This window comes from Cedecea lapagei, assembly GCF_900635955.1.
Taxonomy (GTDB): Bacteria; Pseudomonadota; Gammaproteobacteria; order Enterobacterales; family Enterobacteriaceae; genus Cedecea; species Cedecea lapagei.
Genome location: NZ_LR134201.1, coordinates 1,026,478 through 1,045,305, shown reverse-complemented (window position 1 = coordinate 1,045,305; position 18,828 = coordinate 1,026,478). Strand labels below are relative to the sequence as shown.

At 56.7% G+C, this 18,828-nt stretch carries 16 protein-coding genes; 9 read left to right on the top strand and 7 right to left on the bottom strand.

All coding sequences use genetic code 11. The features are described 5' to 3' along the window. Positions 1 to 75 precede the first annotated feature (75 nt). Positions 76 to 1,155, bottom strand: a complete 1,080-nt coding sequence (locus EL098_RS05150; protein ID WP_126355286.1) for an oxidoreductase — start codon at positions 1,153 to 1,155, stop codon at positions 76 to 78. A 176-nt stretch (positions 1,156 to 1,331) separates the two neighbouring features. Here EL098_RS05150 and EL098_RS05145 point away from each other — a divergent pair, with 176 nt between their 5' ends. Genes EL098_RS05145 through EL098_RS05130 form a run of 4 tightly spaced genes read left to right on the top strand, consistent with a single transcriptional unit; the run spans position 1,332 to position 6,171 of the window. Further along, positions 1,332 to 2,837 (top strand): sugar ABC transporter ATP-binding protein, encoded by a 1,506-nt coding sequence (locus tag EL098_RS05145; protein WP_126355285.1) that lies wholly within the window; start codon positions 1,332 to 1,334, stop codon positions 2,835 to 2,837. Beyond that, the gene (locus EL098_RS05140) at positions 2,834 to 3,829 is read left to right on the top strand and encodes an ABC transporter permease (RefSeq protein ID WP_126355284.1); all 996 of its coding nucleotides are present in this window, start codon (positions 2,834 to 2,836) and stop codon (positions 3,827 to 3,829) included. Before EL098_RS05145 ends, EL098_RS05140 begins: the two co-directional genes overlap by 4 nt. 27 nt (positions 3,830 to 3,856) lie before the next feature. Then, positions 3,857 to 4,921, top strand: a complete 1,065-nt coding sequence (locus EL098_RS05135; protein WP_126355283.1) for a sugar ABC transporter substrate-binding protein — start codon at positions 3,857 to 3,859, stop codon at positions 4,919 to 4,921. A gap of 11 nt (positions 4,922 to 4,932) precedes the next feature. Continuing rightward, positions 4,933 to 6,171 (top strand): LVIVD repeat-containing protein, encoded by a 1,239-nt coding sequence (locus tag EL098_RS05130; RefSeq protein ID WP_126355282.1) that lies wholly within the window; start codon positions 4,933 to 4,935, stop codon positions 6,169 to 6,171. Positions 6,172 to 6,898: 727 nt separating this feature from the next. Here the strand turns inward: EL098_RS05130 and mtnK are convergent. Continuing rightward, positions 6,899 to 8,098 carry an S-methyl-5-thioribose kinase gene (mtnK, locus tag EL098_RS05125; protein WP_126355281.1) on the bottom strand — a complete coding sequence of 400 codons (1,200 nt, stop codon included), beginning with the start codon at positions 8,096 to 8,098 and terminating at the stop codon, positions 6,899 to 6,901. 107 nt (positions 8,099 to 8,205) lie between these two features. On the opposite strand from mtnK, the gene mtnA reads away from it, so the two are divergent. After that, positions 8,206 to 9,231, top strand: a complete 1,026-nt coding sequence (mtnA, locus tag EL098_RS05120; RefSeq protein ID WP_126355280.1) for an S-methyl-5-thioribose-1-phosphate isomerase — start codon at positions 8,206 to 8,208, stop codon at positions 9,229 to 9,231. A gap of 90 nt (positions 9,232 to 9,321) precedes the next feature. Here mtnA and EL098_RS05115 read toward each other — a convergent pair whose 3' ends face one another. Then, complete coding sequence (locus EL098_RS05115; protein WP_126355279.1) at positions 9,322 to 9,864, bottom strand: 1,2-dihydroxy-3-keto-5-methylthiopentene dioxygenase; 543 nt, start codon at positions 9,862 to 9,864, stop codon at positions 9,322 to 9,324. After that, a complete protein-coding gene (mtnC, locus tag EL098_RS05110) occupies positions 9,861 to 10,544 on the bottom strand; it encodes an acireductone synthase (protein WP_126355278.1) in 684 nt (227 codons plus the stop codon). Before mtnC ends, EL098_RS05115 begins: the two co-directional genes overlap by 4 nt. Positions 10,545 to 10,693: 149 nt before the next feature. Between mtnC and EL098_RS05105 the strand changes: the two genes are divergently transcribed. Next, positions 10,694 to 11,854, top strand: coding sequence for a pyridoxal phosphate-dependent aminotransferase (locus EL098_RS05105; protein WP_126355277.1), 1,161 nt, complete (start codon positions 10,694 to 10,696; stop codon positions 11,852 to 11,854). A gap of 31 nt (positions 11,855 to 11,885) precedes the next feature. Here EL098_RS05105 and EL098_RS05100 read toward each other — a convergent pair whose 3' ends face one another. The 3 genes from EL098_RS05100 to upp all read right to left on the bottom strand — a co-directional run bounded on the left by EL098_RS05100 (position 11,886) and on the right by upp (position 14,682). Then, entirely contained in the window at positions 11,886 to 12,587 is a 702-nt protein-coding gene (locus EL098_RS05100; RefSeq protein WP_232012416.1) for a DnaA inactivator Hda, read from the bottom strand. A gap of 97 nt (positions 12,588 to 12,684) precedes the next feature. After that, a complete protein-coding gene (uraA, locus tag EL098_RS05095) occupies positions 12,685 to 13,971 on the bottom strand; it encodes a uracil permease (RefSeq protein WP_126355275.1) in 1,287 nt (428 codons plus the stop codon). Between the two features lie 84 nt (positions 13,972 to 14,055). Continuing rightward, entirely contained in the window at positions 14,056 to 14,682 is a 627-nt protein-coding gene (upp, locus tag EL098_RS05090; protein ID WP_126355274.1) for a uracil phosphoribosyltransferase, read from the bottom strand. Positions 14,683 to 14,906: 224 nt separating this feature from the next. Here upp and purM point away from each other — a divergent pair, with 224 nt between their 5' ends. The 3 genes from purM (at position 14,907) to ppk1 (ending at position 18,817) form a co-directional block, all read left to right on the top strand. Next, positions 14,907 to 15,944 carry a phosphoribosylformylglycinamidine cyclo-ligase gene (gene purM / locus EL098_RS05085; RefSeq protein WP_126355273.1) on the top strand — a complete coding sequence of 346 codons (1,038 nt, stop codon included), beginning with the start codon at positions 14,907 to 14,909 and terminating at the stop codon, positions 15,942 to 15,944. After that, a complete protein-coding gene (gene purN / locus EL098_RS05080; protein WP_126355272.1) occupies positions 15,944 to 16,582 on the top strand; it encodes a phosphoribosylglycinamide formyltransferase in 639 nt (212 codons plus the stop codon). The genes purM and purN overlap by 1 nt, the downstream gene beginning before the upstream one ends. Before the next feature lie 174 nt (positions 16,583 to 16,756). Next, the gene (gene ppk1 / locus EL098_RS05075; protein WP_126355271.1) at positions 16,757 to 18,817 is read left to right on the top strand and encodes a polyphosphate kinase 1; all 2,061 of its coding nucleotides are present in this window, start codon (positions 16,757 to 16,759) and stop codon (positions 18,815 to 18,817) included. The last annotated feature ends 11 nt before the right edge of the window (positions 18,818 to 18,828 follow it).

The window sequence follows — 18,828 nt, the reverse complement described above, 5'->3', positions numbered from 1 at the left end:
GGAGAGGGCGAAAACAACGCGTCAGAACAGTCGGTAATCTATCCCCTCTCCCCCTGTGGGATGAGGGGCAAATCTTTACAACTCCTCAACCTTCTCCAGCGCCGCCAGCAAAATCTCCGGCGACAGCGCCACCGGCAGCGCATGAATAGACTCTCCAGCCTGCAGGGTACGGGCAATCACCTTATCCAGCTCCGCACGATTGTGGATATCCACATCCAGCTGCGCCAGTTTTGTTGGCAGATTAAAACGCTTATACGCCTGCGTCAGTTGCGCCAGAACGTCGTCCTGTCCCAGCAATGCACTCTGTACCAGAATCCCGTAGGCCACTTTTGTGCCGTGCAGGAAACGGTCGGTTTGCGGCAGCGTCGTCAGGCCATTATGTACGGCATGTGCGGCGGCAACACGGGTATAGCGTTCGCCCAGGCCGCCCACCATGCCGCCTCCGGCAATAATCGCCTCGACCACATCCAGAAACGCCTGACTTAACTCGCCACGGTTTTGATCTTCCAGCGCCTGCTCGCTGCTCTCCAGCAGAACGTCGCGGATCGCCAGCGCGGCGCCGATACCGAGGCGCACGGTAAGCGGCAGATTTTCCGGCTGCGGGCTAAGTACCACCGCTTCGTACCACTTCGCCAGCGTATCGCCAATCCCCGCCAGCAGGTACTCCTGCGGAGCACGCAAAATGATTTCCGGCTCCACCAGCACCAGATGGTTCGCATCGTTGAAAATCTCGAAGCGAAGCGCCTGTCCGGCGTCGTTATACCAGACAGACAGCGGCGTCCAGGCCGCGCAGGTTGCCGCGATGGTCGGGATCGCCACCACCGGCGCATTTAGCCGCCGGGCCACCACTTTCACCGTATCCAGCAGCGCGCCGCCGCCGAGACCAATAACCACCTGACGCTCACCGGATTCGGCTACCAGCCTCTGCACGTCGCTTTCGCTGCAGTGCCCACCAAACTGAATATGCTTTGCGCCCGGCAACGAAAAAGCTTCCGGCAGGAAGGGACGAGCCGCCTCAAAAGCACGCTCACCGTAGATCCAGACCGCGTTATTCAGCTGTTCTTCGCTGTAAAACTCGGTCAGGCGGGCAAGGCTGCCGGGGTGTGAATAGTAATTAGCGGGGCCGGTAACCACGCGGATAGCGGTGCTGGTCATGATGCATTTCCTTTTCTTCGCAGGCGGGATATATTCTATGCCGATGATATGTCCAGACATCTGGACGGCTAATATCATTTTGCTTTATCTTATGTCTTTTCGTTCATTGCCCGCAACCCAGAAGGCCGCTAAAAATTCGACAGATCAATTCATTAAACCCGGAAGCCGCCGCCGCTATGACTACGCTTAACCGCCTTGAGATGCGAGAAATCTCTATCGCCTTCGCGGGCTTTAACGCGCTGAGCCAGGTGAACTTTCGGCTGGATGGCGGCTCGGTACATGCGTTGACCGGCGCAAACGGCGCGGGCAAATCTACGCTGATGGCTGTGCTTTCGGGCGCTCACGACCATTACCAGGGCGAAGTCCTGATCGACGGAGAAGCGGTGACGATCCGTAGCCCGCGCGACGCCAAACTTCTGGGTATCCATCTGGTGCAACAGGAGGTGGACGTTGCGCTGGTGCCCGGCCTTAGCGTGGCCGAAAACATCATGCTCGATAAGCTGGCAGAAGCGGGTCATGTCTACCGCTGGTCAAAAATTTATCAACAGGCCCGCGCCGCGCTGGCGCAGCTCGATGTTGTCATTGATGTTAAAAAACGCATCGAACAGTGCTCGCTGGCGGAAAAGCAGCAAATCCTGCTGGCGCGTGCCTTGTCCCATCGCTGCCGCTTTCTGATCCTCGATGAGCCAACAGCGCCATTAGACAGCCAGGAAAGCGAGCATCTTTTCCGCGTCGTGCAGCGGCTGCAGCACAGCGGCATCGGCGTGGTGTTTATCTCCCACCGCATCCACGAGCTGAAAGCGATTTGCGACCAGATGACGGTACTGCGCGACGGCAAGCTGGTGGACAGCGGTCCGATGGGGCATCTCAGTGGGGAAGAGATCGTTGAGAAGATGCTGGGCCACCAGCTCGACGATATTTATCCCCCCCATCGCCCACCGGTTGAAGACAGCATGCTGCTGGCGGTGGAAGGTCTGCATGACGACTCCCTGCTGCGCGACATCTCTTTGCGCCTGCGCAAAGGCGAAATTCTGGGCATTGCCGGTCTTGCGGGAGCCGGAAAAACCGAGCTTTGCAAGGCGCTGTTTGGCGCCACCCGCAGCACGCTTAAGCGCGGCGAGCTAAAAGGCAAAAGCTGGCGCCCTGTTGATCCGGCAGACTCGGTCACGCGCGGCGTCGTGCTGGTGCCGGAAGAGCGCCGCAAAGAAGGCATTTTTATCGACGAGTCGGTCACCATGAACCTTGCCGTCAGCTCGGATAGCCAGTTTACCCGCTGGGGGCTGTTCGACCACCGTAAAGCCAAACGCTGGGCAGAAGAGACGATTAAGCAGCTCGGCATTCGTACCAGCGGCCCGGCGCAAACGCTGCGTCGCCTCTCAGGCGGCAATCAGCAAAAAGTGGCCATCGGTAAATGGCTGCGCAACGAAGCCGACGTGCTGATTTTTGACGAGCCGACCAAAGGCGTGGACATCAAAGCCAAAACAGATCTCTTCGTGCTGATTGACCAATTGGCTCGCCGTGGAAAAGGGGTGATTTACGCCTCTGGCGAATTTGCCGAGCTGGTCGGCCTGTGTGACCGCATCTGCGTATTGTGGGACGGGCGCATCGTCGCCGAGCTGGACGGCCATCAGGCCAGCGAAGAAACCTTATTACTCTACTCCACCGGAGGAACACCTGCGTGAGCAAAGCATTATCCCTTAAGGCCAGCGTTTCCGGCCGCCAGCAGCTTTTTGACTTTCTCTATAAATGGGGAATGTTGCTCACCGTAGTCGCCCTGGTGGCGCTGTTCGGCATCGCTTCCGACAGCTTCCTTGAGCCAAACAATATCATCAACATTCTGCGCTCCATCGCCATTGTCACGGTGATTGCCATCGGCGTTTCTATCTCGCTAACCGTAGGCGGTTTCGACTTGTCCGTGGGCTCGACAGCCTCGCTGGCTAACGCGCTGGTCATCTCGCTGTTCGTCTGGCACGGCTTCGGCACCACCGAAGCCATTCTTGTCACCCTGGTGCTGTGTACGCTGATCGGGCTGTTTAACGCCTTCCTGATCGTGGTGCTGAAAATTCCTGACATGCTAGCCACCCTTGCGAGCCTGTTTGTGATTCAGGGCGTGGCAATGACCTACAGCTATGGCGGCTCGATCACCGAGAACATGGTGCTGCCGAGCGGTGACATGGCTGAAGGGACGATTCCCGCAGCCTTTGGCCTGCTGGGGCAGGTGCCGACCATCGTTATCATCATGCTGGTGGTCACGCTGGTGGCACAGCTCGCGCTGTCTCTGACCAAACATGGCCGCCGGATGTACGCCATCGGCGGCAACCCGGAGGCGGCGCGTCTTTCCGGCATCCGCACCACTCGCTATCGCGTGGCGGCCTACGTGCTGGCCTCGCTGCTGGCGGGCCTGGGCGGCATTTTGCTTGCCTCACGTATCGGCTCTTCGCAGGTTAACGCCGGCGGCGGCTACCTGATGGACGCCGTGGCTGCCGCCTGGATTGGTTTCTCTCTGGCAGGTTCCGGCAAACCTAACGCCCTCGGCACGCTGGTGGGCGCGGTGATTCTTGGCGTGCTGCAAAACGGGCTGGTGATGCTCTCCGTGCCCTACTACGCCATGGACATTATTAAAGGCCTGGTGCTGGCTGCAGCGCTGGCGATTACTTACATACAACGACGCTAAAACAACAACTTACACAGGGTAACGACCATGAAAAAACTGACAACTTCACTGCTGGCGCTTAGCCTGCTTGCCGCACTGCCTGGCCACGCCGCAACGCCAACGCCGGTGCCGGAAAAAATCGCCGCACACGACGGTCCAATCCGCATCGCCCTTATCCGTAACCTGGGCTCCGACGACAACACCACGCAGTTTGTCGCCGGGGCGGTTCAGCAGGCCAAAAAGCTGGGCTTCAAGGTCAGCACGTTCCTGAGCAACGGTGACGACGCCCGCTTCCAGGACTTTGTGAACCAGGCCATCAGCCAGAAGTATGACGGGATTATTCTTTCTCAGGGTCGTGACCCCTATTCGACCGAGCTGGTGAAAAAAGCCGTGGCCGCGGGCATTGCGGTGTCGGTATTTGATACCGCAGTGAACGGCACGATCCCGGGGGTTACCGTAAGCCAGCAGGACGATGCCTCTTTGACCGGCCTCTCTTTCGGCCAGCTGGTCAAAGACTTCAACGGCAAAGCGAACATCATCAAGCTGTGGGTAGCCGGTTTCCCACCGATGGAGCGCCGCCAGGCCGCCTATCAGGAATTGCTGAAAGCTAACCCGGGCATAAAAGAGCTGGAATCTATCGGCGCGGTTTCCTCCGACGTGCAGGGCGACACCGCCAACAAAGTGGGCGCGGTACTGGCGAAATACCCGAAAGGCAAAATCGACGCAATCTGGGGCACCTGGGATGCATTCAGCCAGGGCGCTTATAAAGCGCTGCAGGAGAACGGCCGCACCGAAATCAAACTCTACAGCATCGATGTTTCCAACCAGGATATTCAGCTGATGCGCGAGGCCAACAGCCCGTGGAAAGTCAGCGTGGCGGTAGATCCGAAGCTGATCGGCGCCACCAACGTGCGCCTTGTCGCGTACAAGATTGCCGGGGAGCAAACGCCTGCGACCTACGACTTTAAAGCCGCCGCTATTCCTCAGGCGCTGCTGGCAAGCCAGCCTGGCCCGGTCAACGTCGCTTCGCTGGGTAAAATCATTCCGGGCTGGGGCCAGACCGACGACTTTATCGCTCCGTGGTTCGCCACGCTTGAAGCGAAAAATAAATAAGGAGCCGTGTAATGGCACTGCCACAACCTGAATACAGCCGCAATATGCGGCTTATCGGCCACAGCGATCAGGGGGGAAGACCTGACGGCGTGCAGCTGATGGTGCACCGTGGCTACGCGTATATCGGTCATATGGTGTCGCAGGGTTTCTCGATTGTTGACGTCCGCGATCCTAAAAACCCGAAAGCAGCGGGCTTCGTGCCCGCACCGCCCGGCACCTGGAATATTCACCTGCAGGCGCACGACGACCTGCTGCTGGTGATAAACGCCCGCGACCTGTTCGCCGACGTACGTTTCGCCGACGAAAAGGTTTACTACACCAAATCAGTCGGTGAAACGGTACGCGACGTGCAGGATAAAGGCTGGAGCGCCGGATTACGTATTTTTGATATTTCCACGCCGGACAAGCCCAAAGAAATCAGTTTCCTGTCGCTAAACGGCATCGGCATTCACCGCTGCTGGTACGTAGGCGGACGCTGGGCCTATGTTTCCGCGCTAATAGACGGGTTTTGCGATTACATTTTCCTGACCATCGACCTCGCCGATCCTCGCCATCCGCAGGTTGCAGGCAACTGGTGGCTACCGGGGATGAATACGGCCGCAGGTGAACAGCCTACATGGCCGGAAGGGAAGCGCTATGCGTTACACCACGCGATTATCAGCGGCGACACGGCTTATGCCAGCTGGCGCGACGGCGGCCTGACGCTGCTTGATGTGTCCGACCGCTCGCAGCCGCAGCTCATCAGCCACCGTAACTGGAGCCCGCCGTTTGGCGGCGGTACGCACACGGCGCTGCCGCTGCCGAACCGCGACCTGCTGGTGGTGCTCGACGAGGCGGTGCTGGACAACCAGCAAGACGGCGAGAAGCTGATTTGGCTGTTCGATATTCGTGACCCGGCAAACCCGGTCAGCATCTCCACGTTCCCGCAGCCGGATGAGATTGATTACGTGGCGAAAGGCGCACACTTTGGCCCGCATAATCTGCACGAAAACCGCCCCGGCAGCTTTATCAGCGATACGCTGATTTTCGCCACTTACCAGAACGCGGGCGTAAGAGCTTACGATATTTCTAACCCGTACCGCCCGATAGAAACAGGTGCGTTAGTGCCTGCTGCCCCGGAGCGGATGATGGATACTCGCCCTGGCCGCCCGCAAGTGATCCAGTCATGCGACGTATTTGTGGATGCTCAGGGGATTGTCTACAGCACGGATTATAACGGCGGGTTGTCGATTATTGAGTATTTGGGGTAGCCCTACGATTTACTTTCTCGAACTCCTGTAACTGCCTCTAATACAGATCTTTCTTTTATCATTTCTAAAGGAAGGATCTGCCAGCAAGCAGTTTTCCGTTCCCCCATCCGACAAGTTATCTCTGCCACCGCAGCAAACGGTGAACGTGTCCGGGGGATAACGCCATCCCCCGGACAGCCCCGGCGCCCGGCGAGCTCATCGCCGCTAAAGCGGTAAACCCACCGACTATCACCCAAACATTCGGGGTCGTTCGCGATTCGTTCCCGACGATCGCTCTCTTTCGCTGCTCCCGGCAGCTCAACCCCGCCTGAGTTGGGTCAGAGCCGGGGGCGATGAGAGCCGGGAACAAGGGCGTGGCTGTGAGTCTTGCAGCAATTTTTCTGTCCCGCATAGCTGCGAGTTTAAAGCGAGGCCCGGTTCCGGCTTAAATCGCCTCCGTTTTCTCTCCGACTGGCCAGGGTCCGGCCGTCGGGAACGGCCGGAGGCTGAGAGCGTCGGGAACGCATCTCAGGCGACCCAGGACTGGGAGATAAAACGGAGGTCTGCCGCTTCAGCGGTCGATTTATTTGGCCGGGAGTCCGGGTTCTTAGGGGAGTGACGGTGACTCCCCTAAGACGTTCACCAGTTCAGTGACGGCATGCAAATCTGGGATAGAAGTGAACGGAACTTTTCACCAGATCTGCATAGGAGAGATTAACGGTTGAAATAAATTATCAGGCGGAGAAACTCACCCCTTCTGCCGAACCCTCGCAATAAATTCATCCACCGAATCTATCTGCCCGGCAATCAGAATCAGGAACTTGCCCAGCTCAATCGCGTGGCTGATACAGGCCAGGCGGGTTGCCTCATCCTCAATGCTTTCCAGATCGGCAACGTGCGACAGCCCGACGGTACGGCGAATCAGCTCGGTGCCGCAGAAGCCTACCGCATCAACCCAAACTTTTTGCAGATAGTGTTCGGCATACCCTTCCGTCGCCAGCGCCGCGTCGCGAGTTTTAGTGCGAGCAAGCGTTGTAAAGCGAGCGGCGAAACTCAGCCACAGCTCCTGAATGTCTTTCAGGCGCTGCTCACGCTGGCTGGCCGCGTCACGTGGGCCAAAATGGCCAGGCAGAGCGCAGTAGTTCAGCAGCAGGTTGCCGATGGCGGTACCGATATCGAAACCAACCGGGCCGACGTAGCCAAATTCGGCATCAATGGCTTTCAGGCTACCTTCCGCCACAAAGATCGATCCGCTGTGAATATCCCCGTGCAGCAGCGCCTCGGCGCTTGATAAGAATTTATGCTTCAGCAGGGCCACCGCCAGCTTCAGATCGCGGTCACTACGCAGCGCAGCAACCTGCGGCTCCAGCGCGGCCGGATAGTTATTTCGCTCATGGATCTGATAGGGATCGTTAAAGAACAGATCCTCGGTGATCTCGCACATTTCAGGGTTGATAAAGCGGGCAACCATCGCCTTCTTATCATGCGGATGAAGATAGAAGTCCGAAGTATGGAACAGCGCCTTCGCCAGATATTCTCCGAGCTGGCTAGCGGCCTGAGGGTAATAAACGCCCTTCACCAGCTCACCGCGCCAGATGCGATGACTGGAGAGATCTTCCATTACCATCACCGCCAGCGTCGGGTCGTAATGCACCACATTCACCGTGTGCTCCGGGCTGTGCTTATAGTGTTCCACCAGGGTCTGCGCCTCAAGACGAGCGCGATCCAGCGTCAGCGGCCAGGACTCGCCCACGCAGCGCACGTACGGCAGCGCCTGCTTGACGATCGTCCGGCTTACGCCTTGAGTATCAAAGATTTTAAATACCAGGTTGAGATTACCGTCGCCGACTTCCTGCGCCTCCACCAGCTCAGACGGAGCCTGAAGCCCGCCAAATTGTTGAGCATATGCCACTGCGTCAGCGGCGGTAAAAGTGCGGTATTGCGACATGGCGGGCCTCTCAGAAAATAAAGTCAACTAAGACGTTTGGACGTCTATACATCCGGAAGTCATGTTGGCACAATATACCGCAACAACGCAACATGGAATTAACACGAATGCATAATTTAAAAACCACCAGTCTTGAAGTGCGTGATAACCAGCTTTGGATCCTCGACCAGCAGGCTCTGCCGCAGCAGAAAAACTGGCTACCGGCCCACACCGTAGCGCAGCTGGTGACCCATATTCATGCTCTTAGCGTACGCGGCGCACCGCTTATCGGCCTCTCCGCTAGTCTGCTGCTGGCGCTGCTGGCGGAGCAAGGCCTCACAAAGCCGCAGCTCGCTGAGGCGCTTGAAACCCTGCGAGCTTCCCGCCCAACGGCGGTAAACCTGATGAATAACCTCGACCGCATGAAGCAGGCGCTGGCACAGGAAAACTTTGCTGCTGCTCTGGGAGAGGAAGCTTTGCGGCTGGTGGCGGAAGATAAAGTGCTGTGCGACAACATAGCCCGCGCAGGGGCGGCGCTGGTGAAACCTGGCAGTAGACTGCTGACCCACTGCAACACCGGTGGCCTGGCTACCGCAGGCGTAGGTACCGCGCTTGGCGTTATTCAGCAAGCGTTTAACGAAGGCAACGTAGCCAGCGTCTGGGTCGATGAAACCCGCCCGCTGCTCCAGGGCGGCAGACTCACGGCGTGGGAGCTGGGTGAGCTTGGCATTCCTTACCAGCTGATTTGCGATTCCATGGCCGCCAGCCTGATGGCAAAAAAACAGGTCGACGCCATCTGGGTAGGTGCGGACCGCATCGCCGCAAACGGCGACGTCGCGAATAAAATCGGCACCTATAGCCTGGCCGTGCTGGCGCATTATCACGGTATTCCGTTCTATGTTGCCGCTCCGCATACCACGCTGGACAGAAACTGCCCGAACGGCGAGGCCATTCCTATTGAGCAGCGAGCGGCAAGTGAAGTGACGGGCGTAGCGGGCAGTTTTGGTAGCGTGCAGTGGGCGCCTGAAAACGCAACGGTGTACAACCCGGCGTTCGATGTGACCCCGGCAGAGTTAATTAGCGGCTGGATTCTGGATACCGGCGTGGTAACCCCAGATCAGGTTCGGGACGGGGTATTTTTGCCTCAGAAGTAATGCCCCTCATGCTGACCTTCTCCCCGTAAGGGGAGAAGGGATAGAAAGCACTACAAACTTACGATTTCCCAGCAGAGGGGCAATCACGGCCTACGGCAGACGTGGGTAAGCATCCGCAATGGCATCACCGGTAAAGTGGGCAACCCAGCCTTCCGGATTATCGAAAATACGAATCGCGGTAAAGTGCGGCTCGGAACCCATATCAAACCAGTGCGGCGTCCCGGCCGGGACAGAAATCAGATCGTTCTTCTCGCACAGGATCTGGTACACCTTGTTGTCCAGATGCAGGCAAAACAGCCCTGCTCCTTCAACGAAGAAACGAACTTCATCTTCGCCGTGGGTATGCTCGGAGAGGAATTTAGTGCGCAGCACATCTTTCTGTGGGTTATCCGCACGCAGGCTGATAACGTCCCAGCTCTGATAGCCTTTCTCCGCCACCAGCTTGTCGATAGCGTGCTGGTAGGCGCGAATCACCGTCTCCGGCGTCGGATTAGCCCCTAAATCCTGATTCGCTTCCCAGCGTTCAAAACGCACCTCTTTTGCGTTCAGCTGCTGGCGAATTTCCTCCGCGTCCGTGCTGTGCCATACCGGCTCCTTTGCTTCGGTATCGGTAAAAATGGTCAATGCGCTCATGAAGAAAACGACTCCGGATTAATGTGGTCGAAACGGTTTACCTGGCGATGGCTGCTTATTTCATCGGCCTCGCCGCGAATGAGCTGCACGGTTTTCCAGCCGGCTTCCCGCGCAGCGTCCAGCTCCTGGTGAATATCAGACAAAAACAGCAGTTCCTCAGGTGAAACGCCGACCTGTTCCGCGATGTTGCGGTAGGACTGCACTTCACGTTTGGCCCCCACGTGAGTATCAAAATAGCCGCTAAACAAATCGGTAATATTACCGGCGTCGCTGTAGCCAAAAAGCAGCTTCTGCGCCGCCACTGAGCCTGAAGAATAGACATACAGGTCAATACCCTGCTGTTTCCAGGTCTTCAGCGCGGGCAGAACGTCATCATAGAGATGGCCGGTGAAGTCTCCATTCACGTAGCCATCGCGCCAGATAAGGCCCTGCAGCGCTTTTAGCGCGGTGGATTTACGATCGACATCCATGAAGCCAAACAACGTCTCAATCAGCCGCTCAATATCCGCCTGCGGCTCATTAATTTCCGCCCGCAGATCGTTGAGTATCGGGGCAATTTCGTTTTGATGCTCGTGAACAAAGCCCGCCAGCCTTTCACGGGCATAGGGGAACAGGATGTTGTGCACAAAGCGAATGTCGCTGGTGGTGCCTTCAATATCGGTAACAATGGCGCGAATCATTATCTCTCCAGCCGTTGGCGCTGCTTTATGTTGGCAACTAAGGTCATTATTATTTAGACGTCTAAGCGTCTTGATTGCTAAATCTTAACATCGTGTTATAGTCCCGGCAACACAGGGAAATACACGCATTACGTTAAGGTCGCAGAATAATGAGCCACTCCCCTTTGATTCCAGAAAGCAAGCTGCCCGCGCTAGGCACCACCATCTTCACTCAGATGAGCGCTCTGGCGCAGCAGCACAACGCGATTAACCTCTCCCAGGGTTTCCCGGATTTTGACGGCCCGCGCTTCCTGCAGGAACGCCTGGCCTTTCACGTAAGCCAGGGCGCTAACCAGTACGCTCCGATGACCGGCGCTCAGCCCCTGCGCGAAGCTATCGCCGACAAAACCGAGGCCCTTTACGGCCACAGGCCTGATGCCAATACTGACATCACGGTGACCGCAGGCGCGACCGAAGCGCTTTACGCCGCCATTACCGCACTGGTTCGTCCGGGCGATGAAGTCATCTGCTTTGACCCGAGCTACGACAGCTACGCCCCAGCCGTGACGCTTTCCGGCGGTATTCTCAAACGCATCTCTCTGCAGCCGCCTCATTTCCGCGTTGACTGGCAGGAGTTTGCTGCGCTGCTGAGCCCGCGTACTCGCCTTGTCATTCTTAACACGCCGCACAACCCGTCCGCTACGGTCTGGCGCAAAAGTGATTTTGCCGCGCTATGGCAGGCCATTGAGCAGCAAGAAGTTTATGTGCTGAGCGACGAAGTGTACGAGCATATCTTTTTTGACGAAGAAGGCCACGCCAGCGTGCTGGCGCATCCGCAGCTGCGCGAACGCGCTATCTCTGTGTCCTCTTTTGGCAAAACCTTCCATATGACGGGCTGGAAAGTAGGCTATTGTGTGGCACCGGCCCCCATCAGCGCAGAGCTGCGTAAAGTTCACCAGTACCTGACGTTCGCGGTGAATACCCCGGCGCAGCTTGCGATTGCCGATATGCTGCGCGCTGAGCCGGAGCACTATCGAGAACTGCCGGAGTTCTACCGCGCGCGTCGCGACCGTTTTGTTGAAGCGCTTGCCGACAGCCGGTTTGAAATCCTGCCGTGCGAAGGGACCTACTTCCTGCTTGCGGACTACAGCGCCATCTCCGATCTTGACGACGTAAGCTTCTGCCAGTGGTTAACAAAAGAAGTGGGCGTGGCGGCTATTCCGCTGTCGGTATTCTGCGCGGATGCTTTCCCGCATAAGCTTATCCGCCTGTGCTTTGCTAAACAGGAAGCGACGCTGGATGCGGCGGCAGAGAGATTACGCAAGGTATAAAACGGCATTCCCCGTTGCACAACGGGGAAAACTACAGGCTGAGGATTTCTTTGACGAACGGAATGGTGAGCTTGCGCTGGGCGGTGATTGAGGCGCGATCGAGCTGATCGAGCGTCATAAATAGCGTACGCATTTCACGATCGAGGCGTTTTAACAGGAAGCGCCCCACGTCTTCCGGCAGCTCAAATCCCCGCAGCCTGGAGCGCAGCTGAAGCGCCTGCAGCTTGTCATCATCGGAAAGCGGCTGCAGCTTGTAGATTTGCCCCCAGTCCAGGCGGGAGGCCAGGTCTGGCAGCTGCAGATTGAGCTGGCGAGGCGGTCTGTCGCCGGTGATCAGCAGACGCGTGTTGCCCGACTCCAGAATGCGATTATAGAGATTAAAGATCGCCATTTCCCACGGCTCATCCCCGGCTACGCATTCGATGTTGTCGATACAAACCAGCGACAGCTGTTCCATTCCATCCAGCACTTCCGGCACAAACCAGGTGCGCTTATCCAGCGGCACATAGCCCACGGCTTCGCCGCGCTGGGAGAGTTCCGCACAGGCCGCATGCAGCAAATGGCTGCGTCCGCCGCCTTCACGCGACCAGAAATAGATATACCCGCTGTGATCCTGACGAAGTACCGACTGCAGCGCAGCTAATAAAGAAGGGTTGTCACCCGGCCAGAAACTCGCAAAGGTTTCATCGTCGGGAAGATAGAGTGGCAGTGAGAGCTGTGCCGGCGTATTCAGAAGTACCTCAACCATAACAGGCAGAAAATCGAAATGAGTCTAACACAGTTTTAGGGCAGGATAGAACCGGGCGAGGATCCGCCCGGTGGCTAAACGATCAGTGTTGAGCGTCGTTCTCTTTGGCATCCAGCACCACTTCTTCCGGGCGCAGTATGCTGATAAGTTTGAAAATAAGGCTCAACCCTACGCCAACGATGGTTGCAAGGGCCATCCCTTTAAGCTCCGCCGCACCGATATGCACCTTCGCACCGCTCACGCCGATGATCAGGATAACGGAAGTCAGGATCAGGTTTTGCGCTTTGCTGTAATCCACTTTGGACTCGATCAGCACGCGAATACCGGATGCGCCGATCACGCCGTACAGCAGCAGAGAAACACCGCCCATCACCGGTACCGGAATGATTTGGATCGCGGCTGCCAGCTTGCCAACGCAGGACAGCAGAATCGCAATAATCGCTGCGCCGCCGATAACCCACGTCGAGTAAACGCGAGTGATAGCCATCACGCCGATATTTTCACCGTAGGTGGTGTTTGGCGTCGAGCCGAAGAAACCGGAGAACACGGTAGAGATGCCGTTGGCGAACATAGAGCGGTGCAGGCCCGGGTCGCGAATCAGGTCTTTTTTCACGATGTTAGCGGTGACCACCAGGTGGCCCACGTGCTCGGCGATCACCACCAGCGCCGCAGGCAGAATGGTGAAGATCGCAAACCACTCAAAGCGCGGCGTATAGAAGGTTGGCAGCGCAAACCAGTGCGCTTCACGGATTGGCGTCACGTCAACCACGCCCATTGCGAAGGAGAGCGCATAGCCCGCCAGCACGCCGATAAGAATCGGGATAATTGCCATAAAACCGCGGAACAGCACCGAGCCAAACACCGTCACCGCCAGCGTCACCAGCGAGATAATAATGGTGGTGGAATCCGGTGAGGTGCCTTCAGCCGGCAGCAGGCCGGCCATATTTGCCGCCACGCCCGCCAGCTCAAGGCCGATAACCGCCACAATCGCGCCCATCGCCGCCGGAGGGAACATCACGTCCAGCCAGCCGGTTCCGGCTTTTTTCACGATCAGCGCCACGATGCAGAACAGCACGCCGCACATAATAAAACCGCCAAGCGCTACTTCGTAACCCAGCGGCAACAGCAGCAGCACCGGGGAAATAAACGCAAAGCTGGACCCAAGGTAAGCCGGAATTTTGCCCTTACAGATAAACAGGTACAGCAGCGTGCCGATACCGTTGAACAGCAGCACCGTCGCCGGGTTGATATGAAACAGAATCGGCACCAGCACGGTTGCGCCGAACATGGCAAACAGATGCTGCAGGCTTAACGGTATCGTTTGCAGTAAGGGCGGTCGTTCACTTACCCCAATAGCGCGGCGGGTCATGTTGTTTTCCTCTACGTGTTATTTTTAACGAACGGTGTTTGCTGAAATCAAAAAAAAGCCGACTTTCGAAGTCGGCTAATTTTATTATTTAGTACCAAATATCTTGTCGCCTGCATCACCGAGGCCAGGGATAATGTACCCGTGCTCGTTAAGCCCCTGATCGATAGAAGCGGTGAACAGCTCTACGTCCGGGTGCGCTTTTTCCAGCGCGGCAATGCCTTCTGGCGCGGCAACCAGCACCAGCACCTTAATACTGGAGCAGCCCGCTTTTTTCAGCAGGTCGATGGTGGCAATCATCGAGCCGCCGGTTGCCAGCATCGGGTCAACCACCAGCGCCATGCGTTCTTCTATATTAGACACCAGCTTCTGGAAGTAAGGCACTGGCTGCAGGGTTTCTTCATCACGGTAAACGCCCACCACGCTGATGCGCGCGCTCGGTACGTTTTCCAGAACCCCTTCCATCATGCCCAGGCCGGCACGCAGAATGGGCACAACGGTAATCTTCTTGCCTTTGATCTGGTCGATTTCCACCGGGCCGTTCCAGCCTTCGATGGTGACTTTCTCGGTTTCCAGATCCGCAGTGGCTTCATAAGTCAGCAGGCTGCCCACTTCAGAGGCGAGTTCACGAAAGCGCTTGGTGCTGATGTCTTGCTCACGCATCAGGCCCAGCTTGTGTTTGACGAGTGGGTGTTTCACTTCCACGATCTTCATACTCTTTCTCCCCCGAGATAGTTGGCTACCACAAAAAAAATCGCCGGATTATACCGCTTTTTTGCCGCTGCGCTACAGCTAATGGGATGATCCAGATCAACCGGACTTGATTGATTTTATCTCAGGAATTCTTTTCCTGCCGATAATAAGAGGCTCGCAAACGTTTGCCTGCACTGTTAGAATTGCCGCGTTTTTTAATTTATACCACCCGTGGGGAACGAGCAGTGACCGATAAAACCTCTCTCAGCTATAAAGATGCCGGTGTAGATATTGATGCTGGTAACGCTCTGGTAGACAGAATTAAAGGCGTAGTGAAAAAGACCCGCCGCCCGGAAGTGATGGGTGGGCTGGGCGGTTTCGGTGCGCTGTGCGCGTTGCCTCAAAAATATCGCGAACCTGTTCTGGTTTCCGGCACCGACGGTGTGGGCACCAAGCTGCGTCTGGCCATGGACTTAAAACGTCACGACGCTATCGGCATTGACCTGGTAGCCATGTGCGTGAACGACCTGGTGGTTCAGGGCGCCGAGCCGCTGTTCTTCCTCGACTACTACGCTACCGGCAAACTGGACGTGGATACCGCCGCAAGCGTTATCACCGGCATCGCCGAAGGCTGCCTGCAGTCAGGCTGTTCGCTGGTTGGTGGTGAAACGGCTGAAATGCCGGGCATGTACCACGGTGAAGACTACGACGTGGCGGGCTTCTGCGTTGGCGTGGTTGAGAAGTCTGAAATCATCGACGGCTCCAAAGTGGCCGACGGCGACGTGCTGATTGCCCTGGGTTCAAGCGGCCCGCACTCCAACGGCTACTCGCTGGTGCGCAAAGTGCTGGAAGTGAGCGGCACCGACCCGCTGACCACAGACCTGGAAGGTAAACCGCTGGCGGATCACCTGCTTGAACCGACACGCATTTACGTGAAAAACATCCTTGAGCTGATTGAGAACGTGGACGTTCACGCTATCGCCCACCTGACCGGCGGCGGCTTCTGGGAAAACATCCCGCGCGTTCTGCCGGACAACACTCAGGCCGTTATCACCGAATCTTCCTGGCAGTGGCCAGCGGTCTTCAGCTGGCTGCAGCAGGCCGGTAACATCAGCCGTCACGAAATGTACCGCACCTTTAACTGCGGCGTAGGCATGGTCATTGCCCTGCCGGCAGGCGAGGCGGATAAAGCCGTTGAGCTGATGCAGGCTAAAGGTGAAAAGGCGTGGAAAATCGGTATCATCAAAGCATCTGATTCCGAAGAGCGCGTGGTTATTGAGTAATGAAACACATTGTGGTGCTGATCTCCGGCAACGGAAGCAATCTGCAGGCGATCATTGACGCCTGCCAGCAGAAGAAGATTAACGGCACCATCAGCGCGGTGTTCAGCAATAAGGCCGACGCGTTCGGCCTTGAGCGCGCCCGCGAAGCCGGGATCCCCTCTCACGCGCTGGCGGCAAGCGAGTTTGCCAGCCGCGAGGCGTTTGATCGCCAGCTGATGCAGGAAATTGACGCCTACGCGCCGGACGTTGTGGTGTTAGCGGGTTATATGCGGATCCTCAGCCCGGCTTTTGTTGCTCGCTACAGCGGTCGCTTACTCAACATTCACCCTTCCCTGCTGCCGAAATACCCCGGTCTGCATACCCACCGCCAGGTGCTGGAGAACGGCGACGAAGAGCACGGCACCTCCGTGCATTTTGTTACCGACGAACTGGACGGCGGCCCGGTTATTCTGCAGGCCAAAGTGCCGGTATTCGAAGGGGATGACGAGGACGAAATCACCGCCCGCGTTCAGCATCAGGAACATGCGATTTACCCGCTGGTCGTGAGCTGGTTCCTCGACGATCGACTAAAAATGCGTCACAACGCCGCCTGGCTTGATGGCGTGCAGCTGCCCCCGCAGGGCCACGCTGCAGAGTAATATGAGAGAAAAAGGGCTTCGGCCCTTTTTTTGTGCCTGTCTCTCATAAAGTTGTCATGGTCAGATGAGAGAGTTTCATCTGCATAGTTGGACATTCTCCGCTAAAGCTCGCCATAATAACTGACGTGACGGTGACGGCATTGCCACGTCCACGAAAACGGAGTGTGAGGACTAATGGGTCAGGATAAGCTGTATATCGAAAAAGAACTGAGCTGGTTGTCTTTTAACGAACGCGTTCTGCAGGAAGCGGCGGACAAGCTCAACCCGTTGATTGAAAGAATGCGTTTTCTCGGCATCTATTCCAATAACCTCGATGAATTCTATAAAGTGCGTTTCGCCGAACTGAAACGCCGTATTTTAATCAGTGAAGAGCAGGGTTCCCCCTCCAACCAGCGCCACCTGCTGAATAAGATCCAGGCCCGGGTGCTGAAGGCCGACCAGGAGTTCGATGGTCTGTACAACGACCTGCTGCTGGAGATGGCGCGCAATCAAATCTTCCTGATCAACGAACGCCAGCTCTCTGAAAATCAGCAAAACTGGCTACGCAGCTACTTCAGGCATCAGCTCCGCCCGCACATTACGCCGATTTTGATCAACCGCGATACCGACCTGGTGCAGTTCCTGAAAGATGACTACACCTATCTGGCGGTAGAAATTATTCGCGGTGACAGCATTCGCTACGCTCTGCTGGAGATCCCGTCCGATAAAGTACCGCGTTTTGTGAACCTGCCGCCGGAAGCGCCGCGCCGCCGTAAGCCGATGATCCTGCTTGATAACATCCTGCGCTATTGCCTGGACGATATCTTCAAGGGGTTCTTCGACTATGACGCGCTCAACGCCTATTCGATGAAGATGACGCGCGACGCCGAGTACGACCTGGTCACCGAAATGGAATCCAGCCTGCTGGAGCTGATGTCTTCCAGCCTGAAGCAGCGCCTGACCGCCGAGCCGGTGCGCTTTGTGTATCAGCGTGATATGCCGGACGCGATGGTGGAGATGCTGCGCGACAAGCTGACCATCTCCAACTACGACTCAATAATCCCCGGCGGCCGTTACCATAACTTTAAAGACTTCATCGGTTTCCCAAACGTTGGCAAAGCCAACCTGGTGAACAAGCCGCTGCCGCGCCTGCGCCATGTAGGGTTTGATAAGTTCCGCAACGGCTTCGACGCTATACGCGAGCGTGACGTCCTGCTTTATTACCCGTACCACACCTTCGAGCACGTCCTTGAGCTGCTGCGCCAGGCCTCGTTCGACCCAAGCGTACTGGCGATTAAAATCAATATCTACCGCGTGGCGAAAGACTCGCGCATTATCGACGCGATGATCCACGCTGCCCACAACGGCAAGAAAGTTACCGTGGTGGTAGAGCTGCAGGCGCGTTTTGACGAAGAGGCGAATATCCACTGGGCGAAACGCCTTACCGAGGCGGGCGTCCACGTTATCTTCTCCGCGCCGGGCCTGAAAATTCACGCCAAGCTGTTCCTTATCTCGCGTATGGAAGGCGAAGAGATTGTGCGTTATGCGCACATCGGGACCGGTAACTTTAACGAGAAGACCGCCCGCCTCTACACCGACTATTCGCTGTTGACCGCCGACGCACGTATCACCAACGAAGTGCGCCGCGTGTTTAACTTTATCGAAAACCCGTACCGCCCGGTGACCTTCGACTATCTGCTGGTATCACCGCAAAACTCGCGTCGCCTGCTGTATGATTTGGTCGATCGCGAAATCGCCAATGCCCAAAACGGGCAGCCGGCGGGCATTACGCTGAAGCTGAATAACCTGGTCGATAAAGGCCTGGTCGATCGCCTGTATGCCGCCTCCGGCGTAGGCGTGAAGGTCAACCTGCTGATACGCGGAATGTGTTCGCTGATTCCAGAACTCGAAGGGATCAGCGATAATATTCGTGTGCTGAGTATCGTTGACCGTTATCTCGAGCATGACCGGGTGTATATCTTTGAAAACGGCGGCGATAAGAAGGTCTTCCTCTCTTCCGCCGACTGGATGACCCGTAACATCGACTACCGAATTGAAGTGGCCGTGCCGGTCCTCGATCCGCGCCTGAAACAACGTATGCTCGATATCATCGATATCCAGCTTAACGACACGGTGAAAGCGCGTATCATCGACAAAGAACTGAGTAATCGCTATGTGCCGCGCGGCAACCGCCGTAAAGTGCGTTCGCAACTGGCGATCTACGATTATATTAAATCTCTGGAACAACCTGACTAACGCTCTCAGGC

Excerpts from the sequence above, each read along its gene's own strand:
- EL098_RS05150 (WP_126355286.1), bottom strand. The coding sequence starts at position 1,155 with ATGACCAGCACCGCTATCCGCGTGGTTACCGGCCCCGCTAATTACTAT.
- EL098_RS05145 (WP_126355285.1), top strand. The coding sequence starts at position 1,332 with ATGACTACGCTTAACCGCCTTGAGATGCGAGAAATCTCTATCGCCTTC.
- EL098_RS05135 (WP_126355283.1), top strand. The coding sequence starts at position 3,857 with ATGAAAAAACTGACAACTTCACTGCTGGCGCTTAGCCTGCTTGCCGCA.
- EL098_RS05130 (WP_126355282.1), top strand. The coding sequence starts at position 4,933 with ATGGCACTGCCACAACCTGAATACAGCCGCAATATGCGGCTTATCGGC.
- mtnK (WP_126355281.1), bottom strand. The coding sequence starts at position 8,098 with ATGTCGCAATACCGCACTTTTACCGCCGCTGACGCAGTGGCATATGCT.
- mtnA (WP_126355280.1), top strand. The coding sequence starts at position 8,206 with ATGCATAATTTAAAAACCACCAGTCTTGAAGTGCGTGATAACCAGCTT.
- EL098_RS05115 (WP_126355279.1), bottom strand. The coding sequence starts at position 9,864 with ATGAGCGCATTGACCATTTTTACCGATACCGAAGCAAAGGAGCCGGTA.
- mtnC (WP_126355278.1), bottom strand. The coding sequence starts at position 10,544 with ATGATTCGCGCCATTGTTACCGATATTGAAGGCACCACCAGCGACATT.
- EL098_RS05105 (WP_126355277.1), top strand. The coding sequence starts at position 10,694 with ATGAGCCACTCCCCTTTGATTCCAGAAAGCAAGCTGCCCGCGCTAGGC.
- uraA (WP_126355275.1), bottom strand. The coding sequence starts at position 13,971 with ATGACCCGCCGCGCTATTGGGGTAAGTGAACGACCGCCCTTACTGCAA.
- upp (WP_126355274.1), bottom strand. The coding sequence starts at position 14,682 with ATGAAGATCGTGGAAGTGAAACACCCACTCGTCAAACACAAGCTGGGC.
- purN (WP_126355272.1), top strand. The coding sequence starts at position 15,944 with ATGAAACACATTGTGGTGCTGATCTCCGGCAACGGAAGCAATCTGCAG.
- ppk1 (WP_126355271.1), top strand. The coding sequence starts at position 16,757 with ATGGGTCAGGATAAGCTGTATATCGAAAAAGAACTGAGCTGGTTGTCT.